Consider the following 18329-nt stretch of genomic DNA (forward strand, 5'->3'; position numbering starts at 1 on the left):
TGCGGCCCGCGATTGCTGCGATATGGCGTGCGGCACGAGACCGATCGCCGCGGCCAACCGGCTGCCGAACGCCGACACGAACGGCCGGACGCTCGCCGGCTTGCGCTTCGAGTCGTATGCGGCGATCCCGTACGACAGCATCGCGGCCGCGATCGCGCCGAATTCCGGCGCGCCCGGCGCTCAGTGCGCGCGATAGACCATGGCCACTTGGGTCGCGCTTGCCGTCGCGCGCCGACCGTGGCGCGTATGCAGGCTCACGCGGCGGATCGCGTGCGCGTGTCGCGTCGCGGTAGCGCCGCCTTTCCAGTTGACGACGCGAGTACCGCTGCGCGCGCGCACCGCCGGTGCGTGCCGCGCGACCGTGGTTGCCGTGCGTCCGGTCATGTGTCGGCTCGTGCCGGCATAGCCTGCTCGATCGGTTGCGTCCAGCCGGTCGGCGGCGGCAAGCCGGTCGGTGTCGAGCGCCGGGTGGTCGGCCGGATGAAATGCATAGACGGGCGCGGGCACGACCGGCAACGTCTGCGCGTCGGCCGCATGCAGACTGGCGTCGTTTGCCGCTGGCGCCGGCGCGCCCTGGCCGCGGCAGACCGGGTCGGCCTTGCACGTCCGGTCGAACGTCACATAGCCGCCGACCAGCAGCACGAGGGTCAGGATGCTCAGCAGCGGCGCGCTCGACGCGCTCGGCCGCCGGATCGCCGCGCTGCGCACCGCGGCGCCGATCCGCGACGACCATGTCGGGACGGGGAGCGCGTCGTGCGGAGGAGCGGCCTGCGCTTCGTCGCTCCGGTTGCCCTGGTCGCTCGATTCGCTCGATTCGCTCGATTCGCTCGATTCGCTCGATTCGATCGATTCGATCGATTCGCTCGATTCGCGCAGCGGCGCGAACGGCCAGTCCCCGAGTCCGCAGACGGGGCATTGCTCGGTGGCGCGGAATGCCATGAAGCCGCATTGCCGGCAGCGCTGGCTGACGGCATCGCGCGGCTCGGCGCGCAGGTTCAGTGCGCCGCGCAACGTGTCGCGCGTGCGGACTTTCCGGATGGGCAGGACTTGCATGGTCGTTGCTACCTCGTCTGTCGTTGCCGCCCCGCGAGCGTCCCGAGGGTTTGCATCGCGTCCTCGACGGCAGGGGTCCACGGCCGGCCGTAGTTCAGCCGGACGTAGCGGTGAAAGGCGCCCGTCATGGAAAAAATCGGCCCGGGCGCGAGGCTGACGCCGTTTTTCATCGCGTCGCCGAACAACCGCATCGCATCCACGTGCGGCGGCAATTCGATCCACAGTAAATACCCGCCGCGCGGGGCATGCACCGCCGTGTCGGGCGGGAAGTACGCGCGGACGGCCGCCAGCATCTGTGCCTGGTGCGCCGCCAGGTTGCGGCGGAGCCTGCGCAGGAAGCGGTCGTACGCGCCGTTGAGCAGGTAGCGGGATACAGCCATCTGCGCGGGCACGTCGGCCGCCGGCGCGCTCGCGTTCTTCACCTGCCTGATCTGCTTCACGTAGCGTCCGGCCGCGACCCAGCCGACCCGGAAACCGGGGGCGAGGCACTTCGAGAACGAACCGCAATGCAGCACCAGCCCGCTTTCGTCGTACAGCTTCGCGGGCCGCGTGGGCGTCGGGCCGAAGTGCAGTTCGCCGAACACGTCGTCCTCGATCAGCGGCACGCGGTGCGACGCGAGCAGCTCGATCAGCGCGCGCTTGCGCTCGTCGGGCAGCGTCGCGCCGGTCGGGTTGTGGAACGAGGTCATGAACCAGCAGGCGCGCACCGGATGCGTGTCGAGCGCGTCGGTGAGCGCATCGAGATCGAGGCCGGTGCGCGGATCCACCGGGATTTCGATGGCCTTCAGATGCAGCCGCCGCACGGCCTGCAGTACCGCGTGGTAGGCCGGACGTTCGATCGCGACGATGTCGCCGGGGCGCGTGAGCGCCTGCAGGCTCAGCGTCAGCGCTTCGGCCGCGCCGGTCGTGATGACGATCTCTTCCATCGGCAATGACGCGCCCGCGTTCAGGTAGCGCAGTGCGATCTGGCGGCGCAGCGCTTCATGGCCGGGCGGCAGTCCGGCCAGCAGTTTCGCGCGGTCCATGTTGCGGGCCGCCGCCGCCGCATACCGCCACAGGCTGCTCATCGGAAACAGCGAATAGCTCGCGAATGCGGAACCCAGCGGCACGATGTCGTCGAATTTGAGCGAGTCGAGCAAGCGGAACAGCACATCGTTGTCGCCGGCCTGCGGCGCAGCCGGTTTGCGCGGGGTGTCGTGACCCGCGCGCACGCGCTTGTCATCCAGGTTCGCAACGAAATATCCGGAGCGCGCACGCGCGGTGATCAGGCCCTCGCTTTCGAGCTTGTAGTACGCGCGAAACACGGTGGATGGACTTACACGGTAAGCGCGGCACGCTGCGCGCACGGTCGGGATACGCGCGCCGGGCCCGAGGTCGCCACGCCGGATCGCGTCGCCAATCGTCTGAGCCAGCGCCGCATAACGCTTCATGCCTGCCCTCCGGCCGATCGCGGCCGTCGTGAAAAAAGAGTAGCACGGCCTCCGCCGCGTTCAATCCCGCCCTCAAACGCTGATGCGCCTGTCGCTGATCCGGTTGTTTTCGACTCACTTTGAGCCTTTTCTTCAGACGAGCGAGCAGGCATCCTGCGCAAGTTTCATTCCCGATGCGTGATCGATACCGAGTTCGCGCCCTCCGATGGCGGACCCGTGATCCCCGTGCACCGTGTGCGGGACCCGGGCCGCTCCGTCCCTACCTTTCCCGGAAGCAATCAGCGTGAAATCGAAGTTCCTCGCTGCGGGCCTCGTGGCCGGCATCGCTCTCAACCTGTCCAGTGGTGCCGCCGAAGCGGCCTGCATCAGCAATCCTCCGACTCAATCCAACGCGTCGTTTCCCGCGGCGCTGACCGGCAAGCTCGTCTATCACAGCTACGTCAACTACGGCGACGGCACGAGCCAGCTGTTCCTGTACGATTTTTCGGCCCATACGCTCACGCAGTTGAGCAAGAGCAGCTGGGGCATCACCGATCCGATGAACGGCGTGTTCAGCCCCGACGGCAAGTGGCTCGCGTTCATGGGCATCAGCAACGGCGCATGGAACGTGTTCATGCTGCAGCTCGGCGCCGGCACGCCGCCCGTGAACCTGACGAACAGCACCGGCGCGACGCGCAACGAAGATCCGAAATTCAGCGCCGACGGCAAGACGCTCGTGTTCAAGCAGAACGGCGACGTGAAGCAGGGCACGCTGTCGTACACGAGCGCGGGCCCGGTGTTCACGTCGGTCGTGAGCCTGACGAACGCACCGGCCGGCGCCGAATACTCGATGCCGTTCCTCGCGCCGGACGCGAGCGCCGTCTACTACGCGACGGGCACCGGCTCGAACATGGGGCTGATGAAGCGCACGATCGCGACCGGCGCGACCGCCACGTTCGATCATCCGGCCGGTCTGCAGACCTACTATCCGATCGTACGCGGCGACGGCATGGTGTTCTATGCACGCTGGAAGGATAGCGGCGGCGCGGACCAGATCTACACGAAGACCGCGGACCCGGCATCGACGCCGAACGCGCTGCCGATCAACGACTGCGTGAGCAACAACTCGGACCCGGCGCCGGTGACCGGCACGAACTACGTGTTCTTCTCGTCGACGACGGCGGGCGGCTACCAGCTCTACGTCGGCGACGTGACGACCGGCCAGCGCTGGAGCCTGTCGCAGTTCGGCGTGAACGCGGACACGACCAAGGCGAAGCTCGGCTCGAGCTACTACGGCGGCCCGGCCGCCGCGCAGCCGACGCTGCTGTCGCAAGGGCGGCCGGCTGCCGCGTCGGCGAGCTACAACACATCGCTGACGGCGGACAAGGCGTTCGACGGCAACACGACCAGCACGCGCTGGGATTCGCCGGAAGGGGCGGGCGTCGATCCGCAATGGATCTCCGTCGATCTCGGCGCGGTGAAGAAGATCAGCAGCGTCGATCTCTACTGGGACGCGGGCGCGCTCGTGTACCAGATCCAGACGTCGAACGACAACGCGAACTGGACGACGGTCTACTCGACGAACAACGGCGTGTCGTACGGTCACGTCACGTTGCCGAACCTGAATGCGCAGGGGCGCTACGTGCGGATGCTCGGTACGAAGCGGGCGACGCAGTGGGGGTATTCGCTCGACGAAATGCAGGTGTGGGGATCGTAAGCACCAGCAAAAAGCGGCCTTCGAGGCCGCTTTTTTTTTATCGCGCAACTCGTGCGTCACGCATGAATCACATGCGCCGGAAACGCCGGCGCGGATGTCGCCGCGCCCTGCGCGAGCGGCGCGACCTGCTTGCGGCGTTCGCGCGTCGGCGCGACGCCGAACGCGTCGCGATAGCTCTTGCTGAAGTGGCATGCCGACTGGAAGCCGCACGCCATCGTGATGTGCATGATCGACATGTCGGTCTGCAGCAGCAGCTCGCGCGCGCGGCGCAGCCGCAGCGTCAGGTAATAGTGCGTGGGCGTCATCCCGAGGTGTTCGCGGAACAGGCGCTGCAACTGCCGCTGCGACATGTTCGCGAGCCGCGCGAGTTCCTCGCGCGACAGCGGTTCCTCGATGTTGTTCTCCATCAGCGAAATCACTTCGAACAGCGACTTGTTCGCCGAGCCGAGCCGCGCGACGAGCGGCATCCGCTGTTGCGCGCTCGTGTCGCGCACGTGTTCGACGATGAACTGCTCGGCGATCTGCGTGACGCGCGGCGTGCCTATCCGCGCGGCGATCAGGTTCAGCATCATGTCGAGCGGCGCGACGCCGCCCGTGCATGTGATGCGATCGCGGTCGACCACGAACAGTTCCTTCAGGAAGCGCGTGTCCGGAAACTCTTCCTTCAGCGCCGACATGTTTTCCCAGTGGATCGCGCACGCGTAGCCCGCGAGCAGCCCCGACTTCGCGAGCGCATAGGTGCCCGTGCACAGGCTGCCGAGCGGAATTCCCGAACGCGCGAAGCGGCGCAGCGTCGACAGATGGGCGGGCGTGGTCGCGCGCTGCACGTCGACGCCGCCGCACACGAATACGATATCCGGCTGCCCGACGCACTCGGCCGGGCCCGTGTCGACCGTGAGGCCATTGCTCGCCGTGACCGGGCCGCCGTCCGGGCTGATGATCGACCAGCGGTAGAGCGGCTGGCCGCTCAGGTAGTTCGCCATCCGAAGCACCTCGATCGCATTGGTGAACGCGATCATCGTGAAGTTCGGTAAAGGCATGAACGCGAAGTGGGACAGCGACGCTGTGCGGTCGGGCGACATGGGGAGCGTTCCTTGAATCTCTAATAGCTTTTAGCCCGAGGCACGGATCGGGCTGCCGTATTGTGGGAGCGAGCGCAACAACCGTGCCATACGGCTAAACCCTAGCTCCATACGTTGTATGGGCGCGGGGCGGATGCTGCACTGCACCGTAAGCGGGCCGCGCTGCACCCGGGACGCACAGCACAGGCACCGGCGAAGTGCCTGTCCATCGGTGAACCGCGAATTCACCGCACACGCCGGCTTGCCTCGTCATCCCAAAAAGCACGACCGGTCACTTGTACAAAACGGACGCGCATGGCGGAAAAGGTAAAGAACGCGTCTAAATTCATCAATCCGTCGAAAATCCGAACGACAAGAATAGAGCCGTCGGCAGCCTTGCACTGGATGCGCTGGAAACCCAGGTATGGCGGGCCTCGAGCTTCGGTTTCACGCCCTTTATTCTTCGTCACGGACGCACTATGTCGAACACCCAGCCTTTCTTCTCGCAGCCCCTCGCCGAGCGCGACGCGCCGGTGCGCAGCGCCATCCTGAAGGAACTCGAGCGCCAGCAGTCGCAGGTCGAGCTGATCGCGTCGGAAAACATCGTGTCGCGCGCGGTGCTGGAGGCCCAGGGTTCGGTGCTCACCAACAAGTATGCGGAAGGCTATCCGGGCAAGCGTTACTACGGCGGCTGCGAATTCGCGGACGAGGTGGAGGCGCTGGCGATCGAGCGCGTGAAGCAGATCTTCAACGCCGGCTATGCGAACGTGCAGCCGCACTCGGGCGCGCAGGCGAACGGTTCGGTGATGCTCGCGCTCGCGAAGCCGGGCGACACGGTGCTCGGCATGTCGCTGGACGCCGGCGGCCACCTGACGCACGGCGCGAAGCCGGCGCTGTCGGGCAAGTGGTTCAACGCCGTGCAGTACGGCGTGAACCGCGACACGATGCGGATCGACTACGACCAGGTCGAGGCACTCGCGCACGAGCACAAGCCTAGCCTGATCATCGCCGGCTTCTCGGCGTACCCGCGCGCGCTGGACTTCGCCCGCTTCCGTGCGATCGCCGACAGCGTCGGCGCGAAGCTGATGGTCGACATGGCGCACATCGCGGGCGTGATCGCCGCCGGCCGCCATGCAAATCCGGTCGAGCACGCGCACGTCGTCACGTCGACCACGCACAAGACGCTGCGCGGCCCGCGCGGCGGCTTCGTGCTGACCAACGACGAAGAGATCGCGAAGAAGATCAACTCGGCCGTGTTCCCCGGCCTGCAGGGCGGTCCGCTGATGCACGTGATCGCCGGCAAGGCCGTCGCGTTCGGCGAAGTGCTGCATGCGGACTTCAAGACCTACATCGACAACGTGCTCGCGAACGCGCAGGCCCTCGGCGAAGTGCTGAAGGCGGGTGGCGTCGACCTCGTCACCGGCGGCACCGACAACCACCTGCTGCTGGTCGACCTGCGCCCCAAGGGCCTGAAGGGCGCGCCGGTCGAGCAGGCGCTCGAACGCGCGGGCATCACCTGCAACAAGAACGGCATTCCGTTCGACACCGAGAAGCCGACCGTCACGTCGGGCATCCGCCTCGGCACGCCGGCCGGCACGACGCGCGGCTTCGGCGTCGCGGAGTTCCGCGAAGTCGGCCGCCTGATTCTCGAAGTGTTCGACGCGCTGCGCGCGAACCCCGAAGGCGACCACGCGACCGAACAGCGCGTGCGCCGCGAGATTTTCGCGCTTTGCGAGCGCTTCCCGATTTACTGATCGACGACCCCACATACAGCAGAGACTGGAGCGAGAGGCAGATATGAGCACGCTGCATCAGGACAGCATCATCATCGACGGACTGAACATCTCGAAGTTCGAGAAGCCGGTGTTCGAGGACATGCGCAAGGGCGGCATCACGGCCGCGAACTGCACGGTATCGGTGTGGGAGAACTTCACCAAGACCGTCGACAACATCGGCGTGATGAAGCAGAAGATCCGCGAGAACAGCGAGTTGCTGACGCTGGTGCGCACGACCGACGACATCTTCCGCGCGAAGAAGGAAGGCAAGACGGGGATCATCCTCGGCTTCCAGAACGCGCACGCGTTCGAGGACAACCTCGGCTACATCGAGGCGTTCGCCGACATGGGCGTGCGCGTCGTGCAGCTCTGCTACAACACGCAGAACCTGGTCGGCACCGGCTGCTACGAGCGCGACGGCGGCCTGTCGGACTTCGGCCGCGAAGTGATCACCGAGATGAACCGCGTCGGCATCATGGTCGACCTGTCGCATGTGGGCGGCAACACGTCGTCGGAAGCGATCGCGTTCTCGAAGAAGCCGGTGTGCTACTCGCACTGCCTGCCGTCGGGCCTGAAGGAACATCCGCGCAACAAGAGCGACGCGCAGCTGAAGGAAATCGCCGACGCCGGCGGCTTCGTCGGCGTGACGATGTTCGCGCCGTTCCTGAAGCGCGGCATCGAGGCGAACATCGACGACTACATCGAGGCGATCGACTACGTCGTGAACCTGATCGGCGAAGACGCGGTCGGCATCGGCACGGACTTCACGCAGGATTTCGCGAAGGAATTCTTCGACATGCTGACGCATGACAAGGGCCGCTATCGCCAGCTGACGAACTTCGGCAAGGTGATCAACCCGGACGGCATCCGCACGATCGGCGAATTCCCGAACCTGACCGCGGCGATGGAACGCCACGGCTGGAAGGAGTCGCGCATCCGCAAGATCATGGGCGAGAACTGGGTGCGCGTGTTCAAGGACGTGTGGGGCGCGTAAGCACCCGCCGAGCCGAACCGCCACCCGCGATTCAACACTAGAACAATCGGGACGTGCCGGCGCCTGTCGCGCGGGCACGCGGACGATGTCGTGCCTGCGCCTGAGCCGCGCGGCCAATTTTCCTCACGGAGTCACCACGATGCAACCGCAACTGCCGATCAACGTCGATCCCGATACCGGCGTCTGGACCACCGACGCGCTGCCGATGCTGTACGTGCCGCGCCACTTCTTCACGAACAACCACGTCGCCGTCGAGGAAGCGCTCGGCGTCGAGGCGTATGCCGAGATCCTCTACAAGGCCGGCTACAAGTCCGCGTACCACTGGTGCGACAAGGAAGCGAAGCTGCACGGCCTCACCGGCATGGCGGTGTTCGAGCACTACCTGAAGCGCCTGTCGCAACGCGGCTGGGGCCTGTTCTCGATCATCGAGGCCGATCCGGCCAGCGCACGCGCGAAGATCGAGCTGCGCCACTCGTCGTTCGTGCTCCAGCAGCCGGGCAAGGAAGGCAAGCTCTGCTACATGTTCGCGGGCTGGTTCGCCGGCGCGATGGACTGGGTCAACGACACGACGCCGGAAGGCAAGGGCGCGCCGCGCGCGCAGTCGAAGGAAGTGCAGTGTGCGGCCGAGCACCACGATCACTGCGTCTTCGAAGTGTCGCCGATCGCGCACTGACGCGCCGACCCGACGACACAGCAACAAACAACACCCGCAACACGAGACATTCGAACGCCAGAGGTCGCCTGCGATGCGTTATCCCCACCTGTTCAAACCCATGCAGCTGAACCAGCTGACGCTGCGCAACCGGATCGTCAGCACCGCGCACGCGGAGGTGTATGCCGAGCCGGGCGGCCTGCCGGGCGACCGCTACATCCGCTACTACGAAGAGAAGGCGAAGGGTGGCGTCGGCCTCGCGATCTGCGGCGGCTCGAGCCCCGTGTCGATCGACAGCCCGCAGGGCTGGTGGAAGTCGGTGAACCTGTCGAACGACAAGATCATCGACCCGCTCACGCGTCTCGCCGACACGATGCACAAGCACGGCGCGAAGATCATGATCCAGGCGACGCACATGGGCCGCCGCTCGTCGTTCCACGGCGAGCACTGGCCGCACCTGATGTCGCCGTCGGGCGTGCGCGAGCCGGTGCACCGCGGTAACGCGAAGATCATCGAGATCGAGGAAATCCGCCGCATCATCGGCGACTTCGCGGCCGCCGCGAAGCGCGTGAAGGCCGCCGGCATGGACGGCATCGAAATCTCCGCCGCGCACCAGCACCTGATCGACCAGTTCTGGAGCAAGCGTTCGAACCACCGCACCGACGAATGGGGCGGCAGCCTCGAGAACCGTCTGCGCTTCGGCATCGAAGTGCTGACGGCCGTGCGTGAAGCGGTCGGGAAGGATTTCTGCGTCGGCCTGCGCATGTGCGGCGACGAATTCCACGAGGACGGTCTCGATCACGAAGCGCTGAAGGAAATCGCGCAGGCGATGTCGGAGACGGGCCTGATCGACTACCTGAGCGTGGTCGGCTCGGGCGGCGACACGCACAACACGATCGCGAACTGCATGCCGCCGATGGCGCTGCCGCCGGAGCCGTTCGTGCACCTCGCGGCCGGCATCAAGTCGGTGGTGAAGATTCCCGTGATGCACGCACAGAGCATCCGCGACGCGGGCCAGGCCGAGCGCCTGCTCGCGAACGGCATGATCGACCTGGTCGGCATGACGCGCGCGCAGATCGCCGATCCGCACATGGTGATCAAGATCCGCGACGGCCGCGAAGACGAAATCAAGCAATGCGTCGGCGCGAACTACTGCATCGACCGCCAGTACAACGGCCTCGACGTGCTGTGCATCCAGAACGCCGCGACGTCGCGCGAAGCGACGATGCCGCACATCATCGAGAAGTCGCGCGGCCCGAAGCGCAAGGTGGTGGTGGTCGGCGCGGGCCCCGCGGGGCTCGAGGCCGCACGCGTCGCGAAGCTGCGCGGCCACGACGTCGTGCTGTTCGAGAAGAACGCCGAAGTCGGCGGCCAGGTGATGATCGCCGCGAAGGCGCCGCAGCGCGAACAGATGTCGGGGATCATCCGCTGGTTCGACATGGAAACCAAGCGTCTCGGCGTCGACCGGCGCCTCGGCGTCGCCGCCGACGAGAAGATGATCATGGCCGAGAAGCCGGACATCGTCGTGCTCGCGACCGGCGGTTCGAGCTTCACGTGGCAGGTGCCGGCGTGGGGCGTGGCCGAAGGTCTCGCCGTCAGCTCGTGGGACATCCTGACCGGCAAGGTCGAGCCGAAGCAGAACGTGCTGCTGTTCGACGGCGTGAGCACGCATGCGGGCGCGGGCGTGGCCGACTTCATGGCGAGCCGCGGCTCGAAGGTCGAGGTGGTGACGCCCGACGTGAAGGTGGCCGACGATTGCGGCGGCACGACGTTCCCGATCTTCTATCGCCGCCTGTACGCGCTCGGCGTGATCCCGACGCCGAACACGATGCTCGATCGCGTGTACGAGGAAGACGGCAAGATCATCGCCGTGCTGCGCAACGAATACACCGAGGAGCTGGAAGAGCGCGCGGTCGACCAGGTCGTGATCGAGAACGGTTCGTCGCCGAACGACGAGCTGTACTGGAAGCTCAAGCCGGAGTCGGTGAACCGCGGCCAGATCGATCCGCACACGCTGTTCGCGGCCGAGCCGCAGCCGTGCCTGTCGGAGGAACTGGGCAACGGCCGCTTCCTGCTGTTCCGTGTCGGCGACTGCATCTCGATGCACAACGTCCACGGTGCGATCTACGACTCGCTGCGTCTCGTCAAGGATTTCTAAAAAATGAATCCGGCTTTCCTCATTACCGCACTGCTGTGGCTGTCGGTGGCGGGGCTCGCGTTCGCGGTCGCGAAGCGCTCGTCCTACTGGCGTCTCGGGCGCGCGACGGCGCCCGGCTCGTTCGGCATCGCGAACCTGTTCGCGATCCCGAAGCGCTACTTCGTCGACCTGCACCATGTGGTCGCCCGCGATCCGTACATCGCGAAGACCCACGTCGCGACCGCCGGCGGCGCGATCGCCGCGCTCGCGCTGGTGTTCGTCAACTACGGCCTCGCGATCTACTCGCCGTGGCTCGACAAGCTGATCTTCCTCGCGGCGCTCGCGATGCTCGTCGGCGTGGTGTTCGTCTGGCGCCGCCGCGCGGCGAAGGACGTGCCGGCGCGCCTGTCGCGCGGCCCGTGGAACGCGCTGCCCTGGCTGCTCGGCTCGTTCGCGCTCGGCCTCGTGCTGTTCATGGTCGTGCCGACCGGCGCGATGTCGGGTGCGTTCGCGGTGCTCTGCGCGCTGCTGATCGGCGCCGGCGCCTTCACGATGACCGTCGGCGCCGCGAAGGGCGGCCCGATGAAGCACGCGATCGCCGGTCTGCTGCACCTTGCGTTCCACCCGCGCCAGGAGCGTTTCGCGGCCACCCGTGAATCGTTCACGGGCAATGGCACGGCCACGCCGCCGACCGCGCTGAAGCTGCCGGACATCGAGCACGAGGAGTATGGCGTCGCGAAGCCGGTCGAATTCCGCTGGAACCAGCTGCTGAGCTTCGACGCGTGCGTGCAGTGCGGCAAGTGCGAAGCCGCGTGCCCCGCGTTCGCATCGGGCCAGCCGCTGAACCCGAAGAAACTGATCCAGGATCTCGTCGTCGGGATGGCGGGCGGCACCGATGCCGCGTACGCCGGCAGCCCGACGCCGGGCCTCGCGGTCGGCCAGCATCGCGGCGAGCCGAACGGCCCGATCGTGTCGGGCCTGATCGAGGAGCAGACGCTGTGGTCGTGCACCACCTGCCGCGCATGCGTGCAGGAGTGCCCGATGCTGATCGAGCACGTCGACGCGATCGTCGACATGCGCCGCAACCGCACGCTGGTGCACGGCACGGTGCCGGGCAAGGGCCAGGAAGTGCTCGCGAACCTGCGCGAGACGGGCACGATGGGTGGCTACGACACGGCTGCGCGCTACGACTGGTCGGTCGACCTGAACGCGCCGGTCGCGCAACCGGGCAAGCCGGTCGACGTGCTGTTCGTCGCGGGTGAAGGCGCATTCGACATGCGTTACCAGCGCACGCTGCGCGCGTTCGTCAAGGTGCTGAACAAGGCGGGCGTCGACTACGCGGTGCTCGGCGGGACCGAGACCGACACCGGCGACGTCGCACGCCGCCTCGGCGACGAAGCGACGTTCCAGCAGATGGCGAAGCGCCTGATCGGCACGCTCGGCTCGCTGTCGTACAAGCAGATCGTGACGGCCGACCCGCACGTGATGCACAGCCTGCGCAACGAATACCGCGCGCTCGGGCTGCGCGTGACGGTCAAGCATCACACGACCTACCTCGCGGAGCTGGCCGACAGCGGCAAGATCGCGCCGAAGGCGGTCGAGTCGCTGCGCGAGAAGCGCACCACGTATCACGACCCGTGCTACCTCGGCCGCTACAACGGCGAGACGGAATCGCCGCGCAAGCTGCTGAAGACGATCGGCATCCAGGTCGTCGAGATGGAGCGCAACGGCATGCGCGGCCGCTGCTGCGGCGGTGGCGGCGGTGCGCCGCTGACCGACATCCCGGGCAAGCAGCGTATTCCCGACATCCGCATCGCCGACGCGCGCGCGATCTGCGCGGACGTGGTCGCGGTCGGTTGCCCGAACTGCACGGCGATGCTCGAAGGCGTCGTGGGCCCGCGCCCCGACGTGCTCGACGTGGCCGAACTCGTTGCCGCCTCGCTGGAGTGAATCGATGAACACGATCAAACGAATCGATCCGCGCCGGCCGTTCATCATCACGGCCGCGGGCCTGAAGCGCATCACGCTCGGCGAGGAAGGCAGCGCCGATGCGAGCGCCGCGCAGTGGTCCGCGCACGGCCACGGCGCCGCGGCCGCGAAGCCGCGCCGCGCGGTGCAGGACCCGAAGCACGTGATGCTGGTGGTGGCGCACGCCGAGCGCGGCGCGCTCGACGACCATGCGCGGCAGGCGATCGCCGCCGCCGCGGTGCTCGCCGACGCGCAGACCGAAGTCGCGCTGCTGGCATTCGGCGAACTGAAGGATGACGCCGCCGAACTCGGCGTCGACAAGCTGATCGAGCTGGCCGACTTCGACCGTCGCGCGTTTGCGCCCGAAAGCGAATTGCAAGCCTTGCAGGCATGCGCCGCGGCGCTCGCGCCGAAGCACGTGTTCGTGCCCGACAACGCGACCGGCGACGGCGATCTCGGCCGGCGGTACGCGGCGGCCGCCGGCGCGAGCGTCGCGACCCACGTGGTCGAGATCGACGCGAAGCATGTCGGCGCGTATGCGCAGGCCGGCCGCGCGTTTGCGACGCGCGGGCTGCCCGACGTGATCCTGCTCGCGCAGAACGCGGTCGAGGCGAAACTGCCGTTCGTCGGCGCCGGCGAGCGCCTGGCCGCCGACTTCATCCGCCCGGCCGGAGACGCGGCGCAGCCATACCGCGATCTCGGCCTCGAGGAAATCGACGCGGCGCAGGTCGCGCTGGAGGAGGCCGACTTCATCGTGTCGGCCGGCAACGGCGTGTCCGACATCGGCGCGTTCGAACAACTGGCCGGCGCGTTCGGCGCGGCGATCGGCGCGAGCCGCGTCGCGGTCGACAACGGTCACTTCACGCGCGACAAGCAGGTGGGCGCGACCGGCAAGACGGTCGAGGCGAGCGTGTACATCGCGTTCGGCATCTCGGGCGCGGTGCAGCACTTGCAGGGGATCAAGGACTGCCGTCACGTGATCGCGGTGAACCTCGACGGCAGCGCGCCGATCGCGAAGCGCGCGAACCTGACGGTGGTGGGCGACGCGCAGGCGACGATCGCCGCGCTGATCGAACAGGTGCAGGCCGCGCGCGCGTCGCGCGGACAATCGCCGGCCGCGGTCGGCTCGCGTGAAACCGAAGGAGTCGCAGCATGAACGCCCCCCGCCAGTTGCAACGCATCGCGGTGCTCGTGTCCGTCGGCCGGCACCCCGTCAGCGGCACCGCGCGCTACAGCCGCAACGACGCGGCCGCGCTCGAGGTCGGCCGCCAGCTCGCGGAGCGGCATCGCGCGCAGCTCGACGTGATCCATGCGGGCGATCCCGCGAATGAAGCGCTTGCTGAATATCTCGCGCTCGGCGCGCGGCAGGTCGAGGTGCTGGCCTGCCACGACGGCGACGATGCCGCGCATGCGCTCGCCGCGCGCGTCGAAGGCTACGACCTCGTGCTGACCGGCACGCGCGCCGAGGGCGCGTACGACACCGGGATGCTGCCGTATCGCGTCGCCGCGGCGCTCGGCTATCCGCTCGTCGGCTCGGCCGTCGACGTGACGGTCGACGGCGGCCGCGCGGCGGTCCGGCAATTCTTGCCGAAAGGGCTGCGGCGGCGCGTCGACGCGGCGCTGCCGGCCGTCGTCGCGGTCCATCCGCTCGCCAACGTGGCGCCGCGCTACGCGTATGCGCGGCTGCGCGCCGGCGCGATCCGCCCGGCCCTCACGTCGACCGGCGCGGACGCCGATGCGGCGGCCTGGAAGGTCGGCCCGATCGAGCGTAAACCCGTAAAGCTGGTCGCCGCCGAGAAGCGCTCGGGGCATGCCCGGATGCTGTCCGCGACCACGACCGAAAGCCGCGGCGGCAACGTCGTAAATGAAGGGAGTTCAGTCGAAAAAGCACAAGTGATCCTCGCGTATTTGCGCGAGCATCAGCTCATCGACTACTGATTTTGATGCCTGTCGGCAACCACACTGGGACGCAAGGAATCCGGAGCAAACGATGAAAGTATCGGCAGACATTCGTGCACTGATCGAGCGACGCAAGGAAGGTTACAGCCTCGAGGCGCCGTTCTACACGAGCGAGGACATCTTCGCCCTCGACATGGAGGCGATTTTCCGCCAGCACTGGATCCAGGTCGCGGTCGAACCGGACATTCCCGAGCCGGGCGACTACGTGACCGTGGAACTGGGCAGCGACTCGATCCTGATCGTGCGCGACGACGACATGGAAATCCGCGCGTTCCACAACGTGTGCCGCCACCGCGGCGCGCGCCTGTGCAACGAGGATAAGGGCTCGGTCGGCAACATCGTGTGCCCGTACCACAGCTGGACCTACAACCTGACCGGCCAGCTGATGTTCGCCGAGCACATGGGCGAGAAGTTCGACCGCTGCAAGCACAGCCTGAAGTCGGTGCACGTGCAGAACCTCGCGGGCCTGATCTTCATCTGCCTCGCCGAGGAGCCGCCGGTCGATTTCGCGCAGCTGCGCGCCCAGATGGAGCCGTATCTGCTGCCGCACGATCTGCCGAACACGAAGATCGCCGCGCAGATCGACATCATCGAGGAAGGCAACTGGAAGCTCACGATGGAGAACAACCGCGAGTGCTATCACTGCGTCGCGAACCATCCCGAGCTGACGATCTCGCTGTACGAATACGGCTTCGGCTACCAGCGCTCCGACGCGAACGCCGAAGGCATGGACGCGTTCGCTGAAACCTGCGTGCGCCGCGGCAAGGAGTGGGCCGAGATGGGCCTGCCGTCCGCCGAAATCGAAAAGCTGCTCGACGTGACGGGCTTCCGCACGCAGCGCCTGCCGCTCGACCGCCACGGCGAATCGCAGACGCTCGACGCGAAGGTCGCATCGAAGAAGCTGCTCGGCCAGTTCGACCAGGCCGACCTCGGCGGCCTGTCGTTCTGGACGCAGCCGAACTCGTGGCATCACTTCATGAGCGATCACATCGTGACGTTCTCGGTGATTCCGCTGTCGGCCGGCAAGACGCTCGTGCGCACCAAGTGGCTCGTCCACAAGGATGCGGAGGAAGGCATCGACTACGACGTGAAGAACCTGACGGCCGTGTGGAACGCGACCAACGACCAGGATCGCGCGCTCGTCGAATTCTCGCAGCGCGGCGCGACCAGCAGCGCATACGAGCCGGGCCCGTATTCGCCGTACACGGAAGGTCTCGTCGAAAAATTCTCGGCCTGGTACATCGGCCGGCTCGCCGAAAAAATCGGCGCGTAGTACAGCAGACAGCAAGTGGAGCTACACATGATGCGAGATTCGGCCAATTTCGAGCCGGTGGACAGCCGGGTGACGCACCCGGCGTTCTGGAGCGCGCTGCCCGAGCGCTGGACGAGCGACGTCGAGGAAACGCTGGTGTGCTGCCACGTGCGTCAGGAAACCCACGACGTGAAGAGTTTCTTCTTCCGTTCGCCGCAAGGCCGTGCGTTTTCCTTCGAGCCGGGGCAGTTCATCACGCTCGAACTCGACATCGACGGCGAGACGATCAACCGGTGCTACACGATCTCGTCGTCGCCCGCGCGGCCGCACACGATCTCGATCACGGTGAAGCGCGTGCCGGGCGGCAAGGTGTCGAACTGGCTGCACGACAACCTGCAGCCGGGCGCGTCGGTTCGCGTGCTCGGCCCGGCCGGCGAATTCACGTGCGCGCGGCATCCGGCGCGCAAGTACCTGTTCCTGTCGGCCGGTTCGGGCGTCACGCCGCTGATGTCGATGAGCCGCGCGCACCATGATCTCGCCGAGGATCGCGACATCCTGTTCGTGCACAGCGCACGTACGCCGGACGACATCATCTTCGCGCGCGAGCTCGACCTGATCGCGTCGAACCATACGAATTTCCGCACGTCGTTCGTCGTCGAGCGCGTCGGTGCACGCACCAACTGGCCGGGCGTCACGGGCTTCCTGACGCTGCCGCTGCTGAAGCTGATCGCACCGGACTTCATGGAGCGCGAGATCTTCACGTGCGGCCCCGCGCCGTACATGAAGGCCGTGCGCGACCTGCTCGACGAAGCCGGCTTCGACCGCAAGCAGTATCACGAGGAAAGCTTCTCGTTCGAGACGCTCGCGCAGACCGCGAGCGACGAGGTGATCGCCGAACTCGCGCCGGCGGCCAACGACGGCGACGTCGCGACGAAGCAGTACACGGTCAGCTTCGCGAAGAGCAATCGCGAGATTTCGTGCGGCTCCGAGCAGCACGTGCTCGACGCGGCGCGCCAGTCCGGCGTGCGGCTGCCGGCGTCGTGTACGCAGGGCATGTGCGGCACCTGCAAGGTGAAGCTCGTGTCGGGGCAGGTCGAGATGAAGCACAACGGCGGCATCCGCCAGCGCGAGATCGATCAGGGGATGGTGCTGCTGTGCTGCAGCAAGCCGCTGTCGGATCTCGTGATCGACAAGTAGTCGTATCGAGCCATCGCCGGTCCGGGCGCGTCGTGTCGCGTTGCGTCGCCTCCGGACAAGCATCCGTCGGAAAACAACGATACCGCGGATTTGTGGTTGAAGAACCTAGAGAGACAACGCGCACGGTGCGCATTTCAAGGAGATCGACCATGAAGTTGTTCGGAAAACTGCTGTGGACCGGCGCACTGTCGGCGATGGTGGCATTGAGCGCGTCGGCGCTCGCGGATACGAAGCCTACGCTGAAGATCGGTTACGTCGAAGGCTGGGACGACAGCGTGGCGACGTCGAACGTCGCGGCACGCGTGATCGAGAAGAAGCTCGGTTACCAGGTCCAGCTCGTGCCGGTGGCTGCCGGGATCATGTGGCAGGGCGTGGCGCGCGGCGACCTCGACGCGACGCTGTCCGCATGGCTGCCCGTCACGCACGGCTCCTACTGGGGCGAGTACAAGTCGAAGGTCGTCGATCTCGGCGCGAACTTCCCTGACGCCAAGATCGGCCTGATCGTCCCCGACTACGTGAAGGCGAAGAGCATCGAAGATCTGAATGCCGAGAAAAGCAGCTTCGGCGGCCGGATCGTCGGCATCGATGCGGGTGCGGGCGTGATGCGCAAGACCGACGAAGCGATCAAGAGCTACGGCCTCAGCTACACGCTGATGCCGAGTTCGGGCAGCGCGATGACGGCCGAGCTGTCGCGCTCCGTCGGCGCGAACAAGCCGGTGATCGTGACCGGCTGGGCGCCGCACTGGATGTTCGCGAAGTGGAAGCTGCGCTTCCTCGAGGATCCGAAGAAGGTGTTCGGCGGCGCGGAGCACGTCGACAGCGTCGCGAACCCGCAGCTCGAAACGAAGGCCAAGCCGGTCGTCGCGTTCCTGAAGAAGTTCCAGTGGAAGCCGGGCGAGATCGACAGCGTGATGCTCGCGATCCAGAACGGTTCGAAGCCGGAAGCGGCCGCCGATGCATGGATTGCCGCGCATGCGGACCGCGTGAATTCGTGGACTGAAGGCGCGCAGTAAGACCGCGGCGATTCGTCGCGCGAATCATAAAAAAATAGACCGGGAATGTTTGCAGGAATCCGAAGTAATAGGAATTTCATGCAAGCATATCCCGGCTTTCTTTTACTGATTCTGCAAAAAAGCGCGTAACTTGTTACACTAG

General features: G+C 66.6%; 15 protein-coding genes. 11 read left to right on the forward strand and 4 right to left on the reverse strand.

Annotation, left to right across the window (positions count from 1 at the left end):
• Positions 1–180: 180 nt before the first annotated feature.
• Both DID98_RS35835 and DID98_RS15700 read right to left on the reverse strand, forming a co-directional pair.
• The gene (locus tag DID98_RS35835; RefSeq protein WP_185640858.1) at positions 181–1053 is read right to left on the reverse strand and encodes an ATP-dependent serine protease; all 873 of its coding nucleotides are present in this window, start codon (positions 1051–1053) and stop codon (positions 181–183) included.
• A gap of 8 nt (positions 1054–1061) precedes the next feature.
• A complete protein-coding gene (locus DID98_RS15700; protein ID WP_124521479.1) occupies positions 1062–2483 on the reverse strand; it encodes a PLP-dependent aminotransferase family protein in 1422 nt (473 codons plus the stop codon).
• 283 nt (positions 2484–2766) lie between these two features.
• On the opposite strand from DID98_RS15700, the gene DID98_RS15705 reads away from it, so the two are divergent.
• On the forward strand, positions 2767–4179 hold the full coding sequence (locus DID98_RS15705) for a discoidin domain-containing protein (protein ID WP_044844365.1): 1413 nt from the start codon (positions 2767–2769) through the stop codon (positions 4177–4179).
• 56 nt (positions 4180–4235) lie between these two features.
• Here DID98_RS15705 and DID98_RS15710 read toward each other — a convergent pair whose 3' ends face one another.
• Together DID98_RS15710 and DID98_RS15715 are read right to left on the reverse strand one after the other, a co-directional pair.
• Positions 4236–5261 carry a GlxA family transcriptional regulator gene (locus DID98_RS15710; RefSeq protein WP_124521481.1) on the reverse strand — a complete coding sequence of 342 codons (1026 nt, stop codon included), beginning with the start codon at positions 5259–5261 and terminating at the stop codon, positions 4236–4238.
• A 224-nt stretch (positions 5262–5485) separates the two neighbouring features.
• Complete coding sequence (locus DID98_RS15715) at positions 5486–5710, reverse strand: hypothetical protein (protein ID WP_124485147.1); 225 nt, start codon at positions 5708–5710, stop codon at positions 5486–5488.
• Between the two features lie 9 nt (positions 5711–5719).
• Between DID98_RS15715 and DID98_RS15720 the strand changes: the two genes are divergently transcribed.
• From DID98_RS15720 to DID98_RS15765, 10 genes are all read left to right on the forward strand, one after another.
• Positions 5720–6994: a serine hydroxymethyltransferase gene (locus DID98_RS15720; RefSeq protein WP_044844363.1), complete on the forward strand. Its 1275-nt coding sequence runs from the start codon at positions 5720–5722 to the stop codon at positions 6992–6994.
• Positions 6995–7037: 43 nt separating this feature from the next.
• Positions 7038–8009 carry a dipeptidase gene (locus DID98_RS15725; protein ID WP_124521483.1) on the forward strand — a complete coding sequence of 324 codons (972 nt, stop codon included), beginning with the start codon at positions 7038–7040 and terminating at the stop codon, positions 8007–8009.
• Between the two features lie 139 nt (positions 8010–8148).
• Positions 8149–8682, forward strand: coding sequence for a DUF5943 domain-containing protein (locus DID98_RS15730; RefSeq protein WP_006488993.1), 534 nt, complete (start codon positions 8149–8151; stop codon positions 8680–8682).
• Between the two features lie 73 nt (positions 8683–8755).
• Positions 8756–10819 carry an NADH:flavin oxidoreductase gene (locus DID98_RS15735; protein ID WP_044844361.1) on the forward strand — a complete coding sequence of 688 codons (2064 nt, stop codon included), beginning with the start codon at positions 8756–8758 and terminating at the stop codon, positions 10817–10819.
• Between the two features lie 3 nt (positions 10820–10822).
• Positions 10823–12748: a (Fe-S)-binding protein gene (locus tag DID98_RS15740; RefSeq protein WP_124521485.1), complete on the forward strand. Its 1926-nt coding sequence runs from the start codon at positions 10823–10825 to the stop codon at positions 12746–12748.
• Positions 12749–12752: 4 nt separating this feature from the next.
• Positions 12753–13922 carry an electron transfer flavoprotein subunit alpha/FixB family protein gene (locus DID98_RS15745; RefSeq protein ID WP_124521487.1) on the forward strand — a complete coding sequence of 390 codons (1170 nt, stop codon included), beginning with the start codon at positions 12753–12755 and terminating at the stop codon, positions 13920–13922.
• Positions 13919–14704: an electron transfer flavoprotein subunit beta/FixA family protein gene (locus tag DID98_RS15750; RefSeq protein ID WP_044844358.1), complete on the forward strand. Its 786-nt coding sequence runs from the start codon at positions 13919–13921 to the stop codon at positions 14702–14704. Before DID98_RS15745 ends, DID98_RS15750 begins: the two co-directional genes overlap by 4 nt.
• A gap of 52 nt (positions 14705–14756) precedes the next feature.
• The gene (locus DID98_RS15755; RefSeq protein WP_124521488.1) at positions 14757–15998 is read left to right on the forward strand and encodes an SRPBCC family protein; all 1242 of its coding nucleotides are present in this window, start codon (positions 14757–14759) and stop codon (positions 15996–15998) included.
• Between the two features lie 27 nt (positions 15999–16025).
• Positions 16026–17174, forward strand: coding sequence for a hybrid-cluster NAD(P)-dependent oxidoreductase (locus DID98_RS15760; protein WP_124521490.1), 1149 nt, complete (start codon positions 16026–16028; stop codon positions 17172–17174).
• A 149-nt stretch (positions 17175–17323) separates the two neighbouring features.
• Positions 17324–18187, forward strand: a complete 864-nt coding sequence (locus DID98_RS15765) for a glycine betaine ABC transporter substrate-binding protein (RefSeq protein WP_044844355.1) — start codon at positions 17324–17326, stop codon at positions 18185–18187.
• Positions 18188–18329 lie beyond the last annotated feature (142 nt).

This window comes from Burkholderia sp. Bp8984 (assembly GCF_003853755.1).
Taxonomy (GTDB): domain Bacteria; phylum Pseudomonadota; class Gammaproteobacteria; order Burkholderiales; family Burkholderiaceae; genus Burkholderia.